We start from the raw sequence: 16,584 nt of genomic DNA, 5'->3' as shown, positions 1-16,584 counted from the left end.
AAAAAACAAAAACTCTCATTCCGCAACCGGAATGAGAGTTCTTTGTGAGCTTATTTATTTGCAGGTTTTTTGCCGTTTATAAACAGTTTGCCTTCTGCGACGGCTCTTGTTTCGTTGCCAAAGTCATCTTTTGCAATGACTTCGATTCTCGCACCGTCAGCTTTCATATTGGATGTTGCCGTGTAATAGCCCTCGTAATGTCCTGGTGATGTTTCTCTCAGCGGAAGCTCTGTTGCATTCTGGATTCGCGCATTTGTAAGCGGCATATGAAGAACGAACGTTGCATCCAGATCTTCTTCGCTGTCAAATTCTATTTTCACGCTTTCACCTGACTTGATGTATTTATCCTCGGCAGGTTTTAGATTTTCAATGACCGGTGCATCATATTTCACATATACTTTAACGGTTTTCTTCAAACGGTTTCCTGCTTTGTCTGCTGCAAGAACGGTTATTACATTCTCTCCGTTTTCAAGCAGAATCCGTTTAGAGAATTTGCCGTCCTTGACGGCAGCTTTTTGTCCATTAACTTTTATCCAGTCCAGATTATCATCTGCAACGGTTCCGCTGACCGTTAATGCTTCCGTGTTCAGCTTTTGTCCGTCTTTAGGATTTTCAACGGTGAATACCGGTTTGGTTTTGTCCAGCGTCACTTTTACTGCATTAGATGCATCTGTCATGCCTGCATCTGTGCTGGACTTGGCAGTCAGAACATTTTCGCCTGTATTCAGCATGACTTCTGCCCGGAATGTGCCGGTTTCTGTAGCTTGCACAGAAGCTGCCTCTGTTTCACCATTGTAAATATGAACAGTGGTTGTCGGTGATGCTTTCCCCTCTACAACAGCCGTTTCTTTATTTGTGAACGAACCGTCTTTAGGTGAGGTAATTTCCGGAGCAGTCACTTCATAGTCCACAATCGCCCTGATCATGTAGTTTCCTTCTTCAGCAGGTGAAGGTGACCAGGCTCCGCTGACCATCTGCCAGCTGCGTCCGGCATTTTCGCCATCTTCATCTGTTGCAAGCCCAGGCGAATTAGGGTTTGCTTTCGTTTGAATGTAAACCATATAGAAATCGCCATCCACAACTACGCCCTGGTCAAGCAAGTTGACCATTGTCCATTCTCCGTTGCGCAGCGCTTCTGCATTGATCGGTCCGGCAAGCTTTTTGCCCGGTGCACCGTCCGTTCCTGAAGCATCGTAAATGGCAACCTGGAATTCAGTGCCTCCAGGTACAGGCCATTCTGTATCCCAGAACCTGAACAGTCCGCCCGTTACCATCGCTCTCTCGTTTCCTTCAGCAAGAGACATTTTCACAGCCCAGCCATTGCCTGCTGCATTAAATGCTCTGGCGTTTTCAGCTGTCCCGTCGTCATATCCGATCTCACCCGGGTACCCGATGAACGGCTTAAGCGTAATATTTTGAACAGTTGTCTGTTCTGCATCGATCGTGATGCTTGTGTCCTTGGCATAATAAGAAGGTGCCATCGCTTTCAGCGTATAGTCTCCTTCGTAGGCTTCAATTGAATATTCCCCTTGTTCATTCGTTTGAACAGGAGTAATGGCGGCATCTTCAACAAGCAGAAGGGTCGCGTTTGCAACCGGCTCGCCTGTTGCTTCATTTGTCACTACTCCGCTCACTGTTCCTTGAGGAAGTTCTTCTAGAACAAAGTTTGCTTCTGTGATGCCGTCGTTTTCAATTGTAATCGGCATGGTTTCTGTCGCAAATCCGTATGCTTCTGCCTGGAGAGTAAATTCTCCTGCACCATGAACGATTTCATAGCTGCCGTCCTGAAGGCTAGAGTATGTCGATCTTCCTGTTTCAACAATGCTTACTTCTGCTCTCATTGGAAGGGCAGCAGGCTGTGCATGGTCAGTTGATCCTTTGGCAGCAGTGAACGGTGCGGGTTTGATTTTGTTCGGATACACTTTTTCCTTTTTCTCTTTTGAAGCTTTATCTGCAGTTGCAGATTTGCCTTCAACTCCAAGTGACGCTTTGTTCTGAATTTCAATCGGAGTATCTGATAGTTTTACATCGTCAATGTACCATCCGTCTTTTACGACGCTGCCGTCCGATGTAACGTTGAACGCAACATAAATGCGCTCTCCTGCATACCCGCTAAGGTCTACCTGTCCATCCATCCAGTTTTCAGTGACCCCGTTTACCCGTAATGCCTGAGTCCATGTTTCCTGATCGGTTGAAACGAAAACATGTCCATAATCATACCGGTTTTCAAGTTCATGCCACTGCTTGAATTGAAGGAACGCAGCTCCTTCTGCCGGCAAATCAATTGGAGGCATAAGCAAATTCATGTTTGCCCCGTTTTCGTAATCGCCGTCAAGGTTGGTCGCAAAAACGTTTTCACCTGAAGCTGCATTCCCCGGGCCGTTTACAGGTGCTCCATGCTCCCAGCTGTTTTTCACTCCGTAAGAAGTCCATCCTGCAGCGCCTGATTCAAAATCCTGCTCATAGCCAGTCGTAATGCCTGGCTGAACGGCGATTTCATATTCTTCTGATACCACTTCATTTGCGCCAAAATCAACAGCTTTCCACTTATATACAAGTGTTCCTTCTTCTAATGCCTCACCAGGAATGACTGCTTCGTAATTTCCATCAAGGAAATCACCCGACACTCTGGCAGCTTCAGCTGTCTGCCATTGTCCGCCATTGCTTTGGTAATGAAGGGAGACGTTTGTCACGCTGATATTATCGGATACATTCACCGTTAATGGAAGATTCATACCCGCGAATGCCTCTGCAGGCCCTGTATGTTCCATAACCGGAGCCTCTGCATCTTCTCCTTCTTTGGCAACCTGTCCTTTTACTTTTCCAAGACCTGTCATCAGAGAGGAAACCGCATCATAGGCATTTACCAGTCCATGGCCATATCCGTTATTAGGTGAGTTTGTAAAAGTTGAATCCGTAAGTGGTGTTGCTGTAGTTGTCAGTACGTTTTCGATTTCCTCTACCGTAATGGAGGAATCAACCTGCCTCAGCAGGGCTGCTACAGCCGAAACGTGAGGTCCTGCCATTGATGTACCATTCCAGCCGCCTTCATAAACTCCGCCTGGAACAGATGACCGGATGTTTACGCCCGGTGCTGAAATATCAGGCTTTGTTTCATTATAAGGTGACGGTCCCTGAAGCGAAAAGCTTCCTAATTGGTTGTTGATGTCTGTTGCACCTGTTGCAAAGGATTCAGGATAGTTTGCCGGGTTGGCAATCGATCCCGGACCTCCCGGGTTAAATAATGTCGTGTTGCCTGCAGAGAATTCCGGAAAGATGTCTGCAGCGCGCCATGCATTGACCATCGGCCTGTACCATTCATCAAGCCCTGGTCCGCCTCCCCAGGAGTTGTTGACTACATCCGGCGCCATTTCAGGGTGCGGATTTCCGGCTGCATCTTTAGGAGCAAGAATCCACTCTCCTGCCTCAAGCAAATCTGCATCTGTTCCGCCATTTGCAGTAAATGCTTTGACAGCAATCCACTTTGCACCTGGTGCAACACCGATTTGGTTATTGCCGTTCGGCTCTGCGCCTACCATCGTGCCTGTTACGTGCGTTCCATGCCCATCATCGTCATAAGGCGCTTCCTGATTTGCTGTAGCATCAAACCAGCTGAACTCGTGATCAGGTGCATTTGGTGCAGATGGATTGTAGCCGCGGTATTTTTCTTTTAATGCCGGGTGGTCCCATTGAACACCTGTATCAATCGAAGCAACAACGGTTCCGCTGCCGTCGATGCCCATCTCCCATGCTGCAGGAGCACCAACTTGATTGATGTTCCACTCTGTTGCTGCAGGAGAGGCGTTTGCTTCTGTCTGTTTACCTGCTGCTTTCTCTTTAACCTTATGCAGCTGCCGGACTTCATTTGGAAGCACCTTGTCCACTTCCGGGAAAGATGCGACCTTTTCCATCACTTCCTTAGTAGCCGTAACAGCCATTCCGTTTACGATATAGAAAGACTTTATGTCCTTCGCATTTCCGGCTTTTTCTTCTTTCGTTAAGTATGTTTTCAGATTATGCTGAGTTTCAAAGGCTTTTGCACGAAGGGAAGAAACGACAGCCGACCGTTTCTCATATTTAGACTGAACTGCTTTGGATTCAGCTTTTGCAGCATTTTTTGCAGCTTTTGCTGTATCAACTTGTTCTTTCAGCTTAATGAGAAACGTCACCTTTTCTTCTTTCTTGAAAGATTCTGCAACCTTCTTTGAAACTTTATCAGCCGTTATGTTTTTTTGATTTTTAACAGATGTGCTGACGTTTGTGCTTGCAATTGACACACTTGGCGCAAGCAAGGTTAAAAGCAGGATCATGATTGACAAAAAACTGAGCGATTTCACAAATTTCTTCGGCATTCTTTCAATTCCCCCTTATAATGGTGTAGGCAGTTCCGCATCCTCCCTCCCTCTGAAATGTATGTACGTTCTGAGCTGTTACACTAAATGTAAAGAAAGTTTTTTGAAAATTTTGTCATTATTTGCACCCAAAATATCCCTTTTGCAGAAATGATCGATTTTACTTATATGGAAAGTTATGTAAATCATGACGAAGGAACGCCTGTCTTTTTTTACTCTATTAAAAAGGCGATGAACACAGGGATTCACACCGATTATTTGAAAGGACATTCGGACTATGGGGAAGACCAGCCTGTAAAAATAAACACATTTTACCTAATTTATCCATTATAAAAAGATCAGACAGAGCAGATTGTCACAATACAGGGAATGGTACTCACTATCAGCAGATTTCTCGGGGGACTAATTACGTCTTTTATCAATGAAGAACAGGACAATATGAGGAGACAGGTCTTATGAATAGAAAAATGCAAAAAAAAGACATGGCTTCTGGCCATGTCTTTTTTTGCTATTATCTGCGTTTATTGCGGTTTCGCAGGAATGTCGGGATATCAAGTGTATCATCGCCTTGCTGCATAGAACGGCTTGACATGTCCTGAGCAGGCTCCTCGCGTTCGCGTTCACGTTTCATTTCTCTTACATCACGAGGTTTAGGTGATGGTTTAGGAGCCGTGTTTCCAAATGGTCTTGACTGCGGTTTGCTGTGATTGATTTCAACTTCGTTAAAGCCTGTAGCAATAACAGTTACCACAATCTCATCCTTCAGGTTTTCGTTAATAACAGAACCGAAGATCATGTTTACGTCCTGATCTGAAGCAGTAGCAACGATGTCGGCTGCTTCCTGAACTTCATAAAGACTTAGGTTTGAACCGCCGGTAATGTTCATCAGAACACCTTGTGCGCCGTCAATTGATGTCTCAAGAAGCGGACTTGAAATAGCTTTTTTAGCTGCTTCTGCTGCTCTGCTTTCTCCAGTTGCAACCCCGATACCCATAAGGGATGAACCTTTATTTGACATAATTGTCTTAACATCGGCAAAATCAAGGTTGATTAGTCCAGGGACAGCAATCAGATCTGAGATGCCTTGTACACCTTGGCGAAGAACGTTATCCGCTTCGCGGAAAGCTTCAAGCATCGGTGTGTTTTTGTCTACGATTTCAAGAAGACGGTCGTTCGGGATAACAATCAGCGTATCAACTGATTCTTTCATTGAAGAGATACCGCCGGCAGCCTGCATCGCACGCTTGCGCCCTTCAAACGTAAACGGACGTGTTACAACCCCAACAGTCAGGGCGCCAAGGTCTTTAGCGATCTGGGCGATGACAGGAGCTGCACCGGTACCTGTACCGCCGCCCATTCCTGCAGTAACGAAGACCATGTCTGCTCCTCTTAAAGCCTCTTCAATCTGCTCTTTGCTTTCTTCAGCTGCTTTTTTGCCGACTTCAGGGTTTGCGCCTGCGCCAAGGCCTCTTGTAAGCTTTGAGCCGATCTGCATTCTAGTTTCTGCTTTAGAAAGATTCAAAGCCTGTGCATCAGTGTTTACAGCGATAAAATCTACACCCTGAACACCATGTTCTATCATACGGTTAACAGCGTTGTTTCCGCCGCCGCCAACCCCAATTACTTTTATCGTTGCCATGCCGTCAATATTGCTTTCAAACTCCAACATACAAAATCCTCCTAATCCATCGAATGACTTCCTCTTGATGCATGTTATTCAAAGAAGTAACCAAAGAATTTTTTCACTTTGCTTTCTTTTTTCTCTTCTTTTTCTTTCGCCTTAGCGCGCTGCTGCTGATTCTGCTGCGGCTGAGGCTCTCTTTGCGCTGTCATTTCAGCCTTGTCCGGAACAGCATTTGAACTGATGCTCCGGCCCTGAATTTTCGCATTTTTAAAGGCAAACTGTATCAGGCCTACTCCAGTCATGTACTGCGGTTCTCTGACCCCGATATAATCCGGGCTTGCAATGCGGACATTGCTCTGAAGCACATCCTGTGCAATTTCAAGCACTCCTGGCATGCTTACAGTTCCTCCGGTGAGAACAAATCCTCCTGGCAGGTCCCTGACACCGAGTCTCTTAATCTCGTGCTGGACGAGCTCAAACATTTCTTCCAGTCTGGCTTCTATAATATCAGAAATTTCAAGCTGATTAAATTGCTGTTTTTGATCTGTGCCGATAATGGCCGCTTCAAACACTTCTTCTTCAGAGGCGTAATCATAGTAGGCATGTCCATGCTTTACTTTGATCCGCTCAGCCTCATCCGTCGTTGTGCGAAGACCGATGGACAGATCCTTCGTTATGTTTTCTCCGCCGATTGGCAGGACGCTTGTCGTCTGCAGATGACCTTGGTCAAAGACGGCAATTGTTGTTGAACCGCCCCCGATATCAACAAGGGCAACGCCAAGGTTTTTCTCATCCTTAGAAAGGGCAACAGCTCCTGATGCAAGCGGCTGCAGGCATATGTCTGTAATTTCGAGCCCTGCTTTCTCTACGCACCGAAGAAGATTATGTAAAATCGTTCTTGATCCGGTAATGATCGTGCCTTCCATTTCAAGACGCACACCGATCATTCCGCGCGGATCGCTGATTTCATCCAGTCCGTCAACAATAAACTGCTGAGGAATCACATCTATGATCTCCCGTTCCGGAGGTATTGACATAACTTGAGCAGCATCAATGACGCGTCTGATGTCCTCGTTTGCTATTTCGCGGTTTTCGCTTGAGACAGCCACAACACCGTGGCAGTCCTGAAGCTGAACATGATTGCCGGTCACTCCCACTACAACTCTTCTAAGCGGGATGCCTACCATTCTCTCTGCCTGTTCTACCGCTTTTCTAATAGAATGAACGGTCTCGTCAATGTCGACGATCGACCCTTTTCTGAGTCCTTCTGATTTAACATTGCCTACACCAATAATGTTCAAATTATCATCTGCCATTTCGCCGATGATAACCTTAACACTGGATGTACCGATGTCTAGACTTACAAAGATTTCATTGTTGTTCATTCTATGGCACCTCCTTAACTTATCATTTCCATTCTATTATTAGAGGAACAACAATACAATGAATCTAGTTTTACATATTTGTAACAATGCTGAAAAATGCTGTGACATTTGAAACATGCATGTCACACAAATTCCAGCCTGCTTCGTGCAGGTTCTAACATGAAATAGATACTTAAAGTGAGTATTCGTCAAATCCTTGATTTTCCCTCTTAAAAAATCAACTTTTTTTAAGTTTTTGGCGCGATTCAGTCCAATTGGCAATAATGATTCGTCTGATGACGGCAATATTCTGGAACAGTCTGACTCCAAAAGCAAATATTGCTACCAAATACAAGTCTACACCAAGATGAACACCCAGAAAAGCTAAACTTGCTGCCAAAATGATGTTAAAGAAAAAACCTGATACAAACACCATTTCATCGTACATATTCTGCAAGTGCGCGCGAATCCCCCCAAGCAGTGTATCAAGTGCCGCAAGGATGGCTATGGAAAGGTAATTCGAATATTCGCCGGGAATCCGGAAATCAGTCAGCAGTCCCAATGAGATGCCAAGAATCAACCCTAAAATGGGAAGCCACATTATGAATTCTCTCCTTTTTCAAACGGTTTCATATTCTGAACCCTGATCACATCATCATACGGAGGGATCGTCATGTTCCCTTTTGGCTCCGAGATGGAAAGTCTGAGATTATCAACAGCAAACGTATCCATAACCGTTGATCCATTTAACCGGCTGAAAAGCTTTTCTGCATCCTCGCCAATCACCTTAATCTCAAGCGGAAAAGAATGCAGGCTGTAGCCGTCTATCTTCGTTTTGCCGTTGATGTCCCTGATGACGGTCGTATTGACGACTCTCCGGCCATCTATTGAGATACTTTCTGCACCGTAGGAATTAAGTTCATTTAAAAGACGCTTCAGCAAATCCGGTGCAACACTGTTTGTTTCCGTCTGTGTCAATGACTCCTCAAACAGCGGGGAGATCGTAATCGTAATCCCCTCCCCTGTTACTTCGGTCAGCCCTGCTTCTTTCTTTAGCTCTTCTACAGTTTCCTTCAGGGTTTTTTCAGCACTTTGGCTCTCATCATTCTCATATGTATCGATCAGCTCTTCATACTTGCGGATCTCAAGCAGAAGCTCAGACTGCATCATCTGCTCTGTTTTGAGTGCCTCCCGCAGCTGCCACATGTCTCTAGTATCTCTGACCTGAGGTTCCTGAATGGACTGAAACTGAACAGCAAGCATAAGGCCGAATATCATTGTCAGTATGGAAAAGCTGACACCCTTCAAATTTTTCTTCAAGGCAACCACCCGTCAAGATTTCTTTTCTTGCAACAATGGATTCATTTTAATCTCATCTTTTTTCTCAAGGGTAATGACAATGTTGTCATATGCTACTTGTTCCACAACTCCGCCTGCAATATTCAGAGCCTGGTCGAGCACAGCAGGATCGCCGATGGCTGAAATGACAAACGGTGCGGGAAATTGATTTCCATCCACAGTTACAACAGGTCCATTACAATATATATACGAATCATGCGATAATCTCTGTCCATTGATCGCAACTGCACTTGCACCGGATATGAGAAGTTCGTTGATCACTTTAAAAATATGGCCTTCATGCACAATGTAATTATTGACATTTTCACCTTCAGGTATGTAGGAAGAATCTTCAAGAGTGACTTCAATGCCCTCTCCTTTTACACCGAGCTCTCCTACATACATCCGGTATTTCTCGGCATCTTCAACCAGGTTAAAATAAAGCTGCTTTTCATTTTTCAGATCTTCTTCAATTTTCCTGACCTTTTCCTGGGTATCAGACAATTGCTTTTGAAGCTCGGCATTTCGTTCCTCCTGCTTGATCAAAAGCTGCCTTGTCTCATATTCTTTATCCCATTGTTCAGAAGAAATGCCGCTTTCAGGCTGTTTTTCTTTCGTTAGCTGATAAGAAAAAGCTACAAGAAAGCCAAGCACAAGCATGATTAAGGAGAGGATGACATACCTACCCCTCATTTTCATTTTCATTTTGTTCCGTCGCCTCCGCCTCTGTTTCGTCTGCAGCTCCTTCAGCAGGAGTGGTGAGGTCAGTTTCCCCGCTCTTGTCAAATGATTCAAAGTATGTGCCGACTTCCATATGGATAATGCCCTTTGCACCAGGCTCAAGCTGACTGACAATGGAAGGATAATTTTTCATTTTTTCTGAAAAACCTCTGACAGATGCCTGTACTTCATAGCCGTCATTCATGTACAGCGTGATATGCCACCGGTCCATTTCTTCAGGTGTATGATAAATTTCCGAAATGGCATTTGAAATGCTGTCAGGCAGGCTCATTAATTCAAGAGCCATTTCTTCTATTTCTTCAGCGTTTTTCCAGTTCATCAAAAGCGGTGCGTCATCTGGAAATGCACCGGTTACAGGATCAAGTGTTCTTCCGTTCTCAAGAATCGGCGAAAACTTGTCCCCATTTACGACGTATGCCACTTTCTGAAACTCATTGACTGCAATCGTTACCTTATTTGGCAGCTCTTTTTCAATCCGGACATCCTGAATTTGGTCAAAGCCAGACAGCGCCTCCCGAACTTCACTTACCTCGATGCTGAAAAAACCTGTTTTTTTGGTAATTCCGCTCAAAGAAATGATCTCTTCGTCAGAAACAGTTCTGTTGCCTTTTACCTCTATGGAAGACACTTTGCTCAGCGGAGACTGAAAGTAGATGACAAGCAGTATGAGGATGAAAAAGACGGATAGAAAACCTATTAATCTGCGGTTTGATTTTTGCCTCCGGTGCTCTTTTAACTTGGGCACCCTGTCTTCAAGCGAAACGACTTTGCCTTTTTCCATGTATTCACCCCTCATCCCGAATGACTTTCGGGGCCGTAAAATCTTCTTAAAAAGAGAAACAAACGGCATGCTGGATGCCGTTTAGCAACTGTGCTTTTAATAAAGATAGTATACCACAATATAAGGAAAAAGAGATAAGCAATCATCACATTTGACCGGCAATTTCAACCTCCGTCTCCATTTTCACTCCGTGCTTGTCATAAATCGTCTTTTTGACATAATCAATCAGGTCAAGAACGTCTTTTGCAGTGGCAGTGCCCGTGTTCACGATGAAATTTCCGTGGAGATCGGAAATTTTCGCGCCGCCGATCTGGTGGCCTTTAAGTCCTGATTCCTGAATGAGCTGTCCTGCATAGTAAGGAAGGGGATTGCGGAATACACTTCCGCAGTTAGGCAAATCCCACGGCTGTGTTTCTCTGCGGTAATCCTTATTCTTTTGGAGCTGTGCCGTAATCTCTTCTCTGTTCCCTTTTTGAAGCTTCAGGACGGCTTCAAGGCAGATGCCCGGACGCTTTTTCTGAAGCAGCGATGTGCGGTATGAAAACTCGAGTTCATCAGCGGTCAGCCACTCCATTTTTCCGTCTTCAAACAGAATGTGTGCTTTTATGAGAATCTTAGACATATCTGATCCGTGAGCTCCGGCGTTCATATAGACAGCGCCGCCGACTGAGCCCGGGATTCCCCCTGCGAATTGAAGACCTGACAGTCCCTGCTTGGTGAGCAGTGTTGTCAGCTTAATCAGAGAGTATCCGCCTCCGGCTGTCACCGTCTCTCCGTCAATCTCCATATGGTCGAGGCCCTTGCCGAGTTTAATGACAACGCCTTTGATTCCTGCGTCACTGACAAGCAAATTTGAGCCGCGTCCGATTGCTCTCCACGGCAGTCCGCTTTCATTCACAATGTCCATTGTCTTTTTCAAATCACTGATGGAGCCTGGTTCCACGAAAATCTCTGCAGGTCCCCCGATTTTAATGGTTGTGTGTTTCGCTAAAGGTTCGTTATGAACAACCTTTCCTACCTGTGCCTCTTGAAGCTTATTAAGTATGTTTTCCATGACAGCCTCCTGTAAAAATTGTTTGTCATTTTCCCTGCTGTGTCAGAAGGAGCCTGTAAAAGCACAATATCTTCTTTTCCCTCTTGAACCGCAGTTAAAACCCTTTTGTATGTTTTTATATTCTATGAGCACAATGCCCAATCAATTTTAGATTCTTATAGACTTAAAAACCAGCCACTTTCCCGCAAAACGCGAGGAACCCTGTTTTTCAACAGGGCCCCGTTACGTATAGCGTCAATACCTGGCATATCTGCTTATGTTCAGCAGCACACCTACTGCCATCAGCATCAGCGTAAGCGAAGAGCCCCCGTAGCTTAAAAACGGCAGAGTGATCCCTGTTACGGGCATTAGACCTGTTACAACTCCAATATTGATCATTACCTGTATGGCAACCATTGTTATAATGCCGATTGCAAGGTAAGAACCATACTGGTCGGGTGCCCCGAGCGCAATCCTCACTCCGCGCCATAACAGGAGGCCAAACAGAAGAATGATCAGCGATCCGCCAATAAACCCGAGTTCCTCGGCAAGAATGGCGAAAATAAAATCTGTCTGCGGCTCCGGCAGATAAAAGAACTTCTGCCTGCTTTGCCCGAGGCCGAGTCCAAACAAACCGCCCGGCCCGATTGCATATAATGACTGGATAATTTGAAAGCCGCTTCCGAGAGGATCTTCCCACGGATTTAAAAACGACGTAATCCGTTTAATCCGGTAAGGTGCGGAAAGCACGAGCGCTGCAAACCCTGCCACACCAAGAAGGCCCAGTAAACCGAAATGACTGATTCTTGCACCTGCCACAAAAATCATGACAATGCACGTCCCGACCATAACCGTTCCCGTTCCGAGATCCGGCTGCAGCATGATCAGCGCGAATGCGGTAAAAACAAATGCCAGCGACGGCAAAAGCCCTCTTTTAAAGGAGGTTATTTTCTTTTGATTTTCCGATAGAAATTTAGCTAAAAAGGCAATCATTGCAAGCTTCATAAATTCAGAAGGCTGTATGGAAAAAGCCCCTACTCCAATCCAGCTTCTTGATCCGTTTCTCTCCATCCCGATACCGGGAACAAGGACAGCGAGAAGCAGGATAAAACAGACGATGACAAGCATTTTCGCCCATGTTCTCCACGTCCAGTAATCCACATTCATAATGAAGAACATGGCTACGACTCCGACGCCTGCGAACAAAAGCTGCCTCTTGGCAAAGAAAAACGAATCTTCGAATTTATACGTTGCCCATACTGCGCTTGCACTGTAAACCATAATCAGTCCAATTGTCAGAAGGAGCAGCGTGATAATGACTAGTATAAAGTCCGGTGCAGATCTTTTTGCCGTCAACGCCAAACACCCCAATATAATGGAATTAGGGCGCGTGTACGAGCCCTTTACTTTAGCTTATGCACGGCGTTCTCAAACATGTCTCCTCTTTGTTCAAATGTTTTATATTGATCCCAGCTTGCACATGCCGGGGATAAGAGTACGATGTCGCCTTCCTGAGATAAGCTGAACGCCGCATAAGCCGCCTGTTCAACATTATCGACACGTTTAACCTCTTCTATTCCCGCATCTGCTGCTATTCTCTCAAGCTTTGGCGCAGTCTGGCCAAACGTAATCAGAGTTTTGACATTCCCGAGGAAAGGAATCAGTTCATCAAATTCATTGCCGCGGTCAAGGCCGCCGGCAAGTAGTACCGTCGGTGCATCAAATGCCTGGAGAGCTTTTGAAGTAGCCAGGATATTCGTAGCTTTTGAGTCATTGTAATATTTAACGCCATTTATCGTGCGGATAAACTGCAGACGGTGTTTGACCCCTTTGAAAGAAGTCAGAACACGGCGGATGGCTTCTGTTTTTGCACCGCTCAGTTTCACCGCACAAACAGCAGCGAGAATATTTTCAAGGTTGTGTCTGCCTGGAAGAACGATCTCTTTTACATCAATGATTTTTTCATCGTTGAACCAAACGGCACCGTCTTTGATGTACGCTCCTGATTCAAGCTCTTTTTTAACGGAAAAGAAAATCTTTTCCCCATTACCGGCGGCAGCTGCTTTTACAACCTCGGCATCATCCGCGTTGACAACAGCAAAATCACTGTTCTGCTGGTTGGCATAAATTCTTGATTTTGCAGAAGCATATTCTTCTCTCGTGCCGTGATAATCAAGATGGGCATCAAACAAGTTCAGCATCAGGGCAATTTTAGGCCGGAATGTTTCCGTTCCCATCAGCTGAAAAGAAGAAAGCTCTGTAACGATGATACTGTCTTTGTCTGCTTTCTCTGCCACTTCACAGGCGACTGTTCCGATATTGCCGGCGATGAGTGACTTTTTCCTGTCAGACAGCAGCATTTCATGGATTAGGGTCGTCGTCGTCGTTTTCCCGTTGGAACCGGTAATGCCGATCATGTCAGCTTCTGAGATTAAATAGGCTAGTTCAACTTCTGTAACGATTGGAATTTGCATTTCCAGCGCTTTTGCAAGCAGAGTGTTTGAATATGGAATACCGGGATTTTTCACAATGTATTCTGCCCCGTCGAGGAGTTCAGGCGGATGGCTTCCGCACACGACGCTCAGCCCCATTGCCTCAAGCTCCTGCGCTGATTCGTTTTCTTCCAGCGGCAGCATATCATTGACCGTCACGTGCGCACCCAGTTTATGTAAGAGCCTTGCTGCAGCCAGGCCGCTTTTTGCGAGCCCGAGCACAAGGACATGTTTGTCTTTAAAATCGTTAATTTGTTTCATGTTATAACCACACCTCTACGTAAATTCCAAGAACGGCGAAAATCAGCCCTACTGACCAGAACGTCACGACAACTCTCCATTCCGACCATCCTGTCAGTTCATAATGGTGATGAAGGGGACTCATCTTAAAGACGCGCTTTCCTGTTGTTTTAAAAGAGATTACCTGAATAATAACGGAAAGAGTTTCAATAACAAATACTCCGCCGATCAGAACAAGCAGGATTTCAAGCTTGGTTAAAATGGCGATGGTTACGATTGCTCCGCCTAGCGCAAGAGATCCTGTATCTCCCATAAATACTTTTGCGGGGTGAGCATTAAATACGAGAAATCCAAGAACAGCCCCTACGACTGCTACAGAGAAAATGGCCACATCATATTGAGATTGATTCCATGCAAGAACAGCAAATGCTCCAAACGCAATGGCAGCCGTACCTGAAAGCAGACCGTCGAGACCATCCGTCAAGTTAACTGCATTAGAACCGCCGACAAGCATGAAGACAATAAGCAGCACATACGCCCATCCAAGATCAACACCGAGCTCAGTACCCGGAATGCGGACCTCTGAAGAGAATCCAAACTGTCTGAAAACGATATAGAAAATAACAGCAATAATGACTTGCCCGAGCAGCTTTTGTTTCGATGTTAGGCCGAGGTTGCGCTTCATCACAACTTTGATGAAATCATCCAAAAACCCGAGAAGGCCGTAACCGAACGTAACAAATAAAAGCAAATACATTTCAACGCTTGGTTCTGCAAATTTGTAGCTCATGACAATGGTTGTCACAATGACAGACAAGATAATCATGATGCCGCCCATCGTAGGCGTTCCTGATTTCTTCTGATGCGATTTTGGCCCTTCATCCCTGATGCTCTGTCCGAATTTAAGCCTTCTTAAGAAAGGGATAAAGATGGGAGATATCAGAACACTGATTAAAAAGCCCATTAGTATTGTAAAGATGATAATTTGTTCAAGCATGTATAGATCCTCCCTGGTATCACTGCAGGACGCAGGCCCGTAAGCCTGAGCGTCCCTGTTTCATTCATAAAGTACGGATAAGTCCGCCGGTTATTGATTTAATTTAGATTGTACCGCACGCAGCGCAACCTCGCGGTCATCAAAATCGAATACCTCTGATCCGATAATCTGATACGTTTCATGACCCTTGCCTGCAATCAGGATCACATCCCCCGCTTTTGCTTCATTTACTGCGTAAAAAATCGCATCTTCCCTTTTTTCGATCGTATGGAAATAGGCTCCTTCAACACCTTCTTCCATTTCCTTAAGGATAGCAGCAGGCTCTTCGCTTCTTGGGTTATCCGATGTGAAAATGGGCTCTTCTGCATACTTGACAGCTATTTGCGCCATGATGGCCCGCTTCGTCCTGTCTCTGTCCCCGCCGCAGCCGACAATGACAAACGTTTTTCCTGCAGCAAACTGCTTAACTGTTTTCAGGACATTTTCAAGACTGTCAGGTGTATGGGCATAATCAACGATGACAGAGAAATCCTGGCCTCCGTCAACGACTTCAAATCTGCCTCTTACCCCTTCAATCTCAGCCAGTGTCCCGGCAACAATTTCAAGGCTTACACCAGAAGCAAGACACGCTGATGCAGCAGCGAGAGCGTTATAAATGCTGAATTTGCCGATGAGTTTCATTTTGATGTGCTGTGAGCCAAACGGTGTGACAAGGTCAAATGCCGTTCCGCTTGGAGACATGACGATGTTTCGTGCAGATACATCGCATTCTGAATCAATCCCGTATGTGAGAATATGGGCTGCTGTCATGCTCATAAATTCGCCTGATGCAGGATCATCTGCATTTAAAACCGCCGTTTTGGGCTTATCCGGGTTAAATGTATTGCCAAGCTGAGAAAACAAGAGCCCTTTGGCTGCACGGTACGCATCCATTGTCTCGTGATAATCCAGGTGATCCTGGGTAAGGTTTGTAAACACGGCTACATCATAGTCACATCCATGGACGCGGCCCATATGGAGAGCGTGAGATGAAACCTCCATCACACCATGGCTTACTCCTTTATCTGCCATTGTACGGAATGTTTTTTGAAGGGTCAGGCTCTCAGGTGTCGTATTTTTGACACTCAGTTCTTCATTGCCAATCTTTATGTACATTGTTCCAATCAGGCCGGTTGTTTTCCCTGCATTTTCAAGAATTTTCTCAATCAGGTGTGTCGTTGATGTTTTTCCGTTTGTTCCTGTTACGCCGATCAAATGCATGCCTTGTGTTGGATGGCCGTAAAAAGCATCTGCAAGAAGCGCCATCGCACGCTTAGTATTTTTAACAACGACAACAGGCACCGGCAGGTCTAAAGGTTTTTCAGACAGTACAGCGGCTGCGCCGTTCCTTACGGCCTGCTCTGCATAATCGTGTCCGTCAACCGTATATCCGCTGATGCAGATAAATAAGCTGTCCTGCTTTACTTCCCGTGAATCCATTTCAATCGAGAGAATTTCCGGATTTTCCTCCACATTCCATTTTATATTCTGAAGCTGCGAAAGCAGTGTGTGTAATTTCATTTTTACCAAATCCTCTCAAGAACCAACAATAGTTTCTGTCTTTATTTTAGTCGTGCAGCAAA

Annotated in this window: 12 protein-coding genes; all 12 read right to left on the bottom strand. The window is 45.4% G+C overall.

Annotated elements, in window-relative coordinates; translation table 11 throughout:
* Positions 1-50: 50 nt before the first annotated feature.
* The gene (locus ACK1LH_RS08960) at positions 51-4,352 is read right to left on the bottom strand and encodes a S8 family serine peptidase (protein WP_411334962.1); all 4,302 of its coding nucleotides are present in this window, start codon (positions 4,350-4,352) and stop codon (positions 51-53) included.
* Between the two features lie 511 nt (positions 4,353-4,863).
* Complete coding sequence (gene ftsZ / locus ACK1LH_RS08955; RefSeq protein ID WP_029284998.1) at positions 4,864-6,021, bottom strand: cell division protein FtsZ; 1,158 nt, start codon at positions 6,019-6,021, stop codon at positions 4,864-4,866.
* A 44-nt stretch (positions 6,022-6,065) separates the two neighbouring features.
* Positions 6,066-7,361, bottom strand: coding sequence for a cell division protein FtsA (gene ftsA, locus ACK1LH_RS08950; protein WP_029285000.1), 1,296 nt, complete (start codon positions 7,359-7,361; stop codon positions 6,066-6,068).
* A 217-nt stretch (positions 7,362-7,578) separates the two neighbouring features.
* Positions 7,579-7,941 carry a small basic family protein gene (locus ACK1LH_RS08945; RefSeq protein WP_029285002.1) on the bottom strand — a complete coding sequence of 121 codons (363 nt, stop codon included), beginning with the start codon at positions 7,939-7,941 and terminating at the stop codon, positions 7,579-7,581.
* Positions 7,941-8,660 carry a DUF881 domain-containing protein gene (locus ACK1LH_RS08940; protein ID WP_029285004.1) on the bottom strand — a complete coding sequence of 240 codons (720 nt, stop codon included), beginning with the start codon at positions 8,658-8,660 and terminating at the stop codon, positions 7,941-7,943. Before ACK1LH_RS08940 ends, ACK1LH_RS08945 begins: the two co-directional genes overlap by 1 nt.
* A 12-nt stretch (positions 8,661-8,672) precedes the next feature.
* On the bottom strand, positions 8,673-9,371 hold the full coding sequence (locus tag ACK1LH_RS08935; RefSeq protein WP_029285006.1) for a DUF881 domain-containing protein: 699 nt from the start codon (positions 9,369-9,371) through the stop codon (positions 8,673-8,675).
* Positions 9,361-10,200 carry a cell division protein FtsQ/DivIB gene (locus ACK1LH_RS08930; protein ID WP_081414069.1) on the bottom strand — a complete coding sequence of 280 codons (840 nt, stop codon included), beginning with the start codon at positions 10,198-10,200 and terminating at the stop codon, positions 9,361-9,363. The genes ACK1LH_RS08935 and ACK1LH_RS08930 overlap by 11 nt, the downstream gene beginning before the upstream one ends.
* 145 nt (positions 10,201-10,345) lie before the next feature.
* Positions 10,346-11,254 carry a UDP-N-acetylmuramate dehydrogenase gene (murB, locus tag ACK1LH_RS08925; RefSeq protein WP_029285010.1) on the bottom strand — a complete coding sequence of 303 codons (909 nt, stop codon included), beginning with the start codon at positions 11,252-11,254 and terminating at the stop codon, positions 10,346-10,348.
* A gap of 234 nt (positions 11,255-11,488) precedes the next feature.
* Positions 11,489-12,589 (bottom strand): stage V sporulation protein E, encoded by a 1,101-nt coding sequence (gene spoVE / locus ACK1LH_RS08920; protein ID WP_029285012.1) that lies wholly within the window; start codon positions 12,587-12,589, stop codon positions 11,489-11,491.
* Between the two features lie 47 nt (positions 12,590-12,636).
* The gene (murD, locus tag ACK1LH_RS08915) at positions 12,637-13,986 is read right to left on the bottom strand and encodes a UDP-N-acetylmuramoyl-L-alanine--D-glutamate ligase (protein ID WP_029565565.1); all 1,350 of its coding nucleotides are present in this window, start codon (positions 13,984-13,986) and stop codon (positions 12,637-12,639) included.
* Position 13,987: 1 nt separating this feature from the next.
* A complete protein-coding gene (mraY, locus tag ACK1LH_RS08910; protein ID WP_029285016.1) occupies positions 13,988-14,962 on the bottom strand; it encodes a phospho-N-acetylmuramoyl-pentapeptide-transferase in 975 nt (324 codons plus the stop codon).
* A gap of 90 nt (positions 14,963-15,052) precedes the next feature.
* The gene (locus ACK1LH_RS08905) at positions 15,053-16,522 is read right to left on the bottom strand and encodes a UDP-N-acetylmuramoyl-L-alanyl-D-glutamate--2,6-diaminopimelate ligase (RefSeq protein WP_029285018.1); all 1,470 of its coding nucleotides are present in this window, start codon (positions 16,520-16,522) and stop codon (positions 15,053-15,055) included.
* Between the last annotated feature and the right edge of the window lie 62 nt (positions 16,523-16,584).

This window comes from Metabacillus indicus (assembly GCF_046603695.1).
GTDB classification, from domain to species: Bacteria; Bacillota; Bacilli; order Bacillales; family Bacillaceae; genus Bacillus_P; species Bacillus_P indicus.
The sequence above is the reverse complement of the archived record's forward strand: the minus strand, read 5'-3'. Positions and strand labels throughout refer to the sequence as shown.

Bases quoted from the DNA above. Each gene is read 5' to 3' on its own strand.
- ACK1LH_RS08960 (WP_411334962.1), bottom strand. From the start codon at position 4,352: ATGCCGAAGAAATTTGTGAAATCGCTCAGTTTTTTGTCAATCATGATC.
- ACK1LH_RS08930 (WP_081414069.1), bottom strand. From the start codon at position 10,200: ATGGAAAAAGGCAAAGTCGTTTCGCTTGAAGACAGGGTGCCCAAGTTA.
- ACK1LH_RS08935 (WP_029285006.1), bottom strand. From the start codon at position 9,371: ATGAGGGGTAGGTATGTCATCCTCTCCTTAATCATGCTTGTGCTTGGC.
- ACK1LH_RS08905 (WP_029285018.1), bottom strand. From the start codon at position 16,522: ATGAAATTACACACACTGCTTTCGCAGCTTCAGAATATAAAATGGAAT.
- ACK1LH_RS08945 (WP_029285002.1), bottom strand. From the start codon at position 7,941: ATGTGGCTTCCCATTTTAGGGTTGATTCTTGGCATCTCATTGGGACTG.
- ftsZ (WP_029284998.1), bottom strand. From the start codon at position 6,021: ATGTTGGAGTTTGAAAGCAATATTGACGGCATGGCAACGATAAAAGTA.
- mraY (WP_029285016.1), bottom strand. From the start codon at position 14,962: ATGCTTGAACAAATTATCATCTTTACAATACTAATGGGCTTTTTAATC.
- murD (WP_029565565.1), bottom strand. From the start codon at position 13,986: ATGAAACAAATTAACGATTTTAAAGACAAACATGTCCTTGTGCTCGGG.
- ftsA (WP_029285000.1), bottom strand. From the start codon at position 7,361: ATGAACAACAATGAAATCTTTGTAAGTCTAGACATCGGTACATCCAGT.
- murB (WP_029285010.1), bottom strand. From the start codon at position 11,254: ATGGAAAACATACTTAATAAGCTTCAAGAGGCACAGGTAGGAAAGGTT.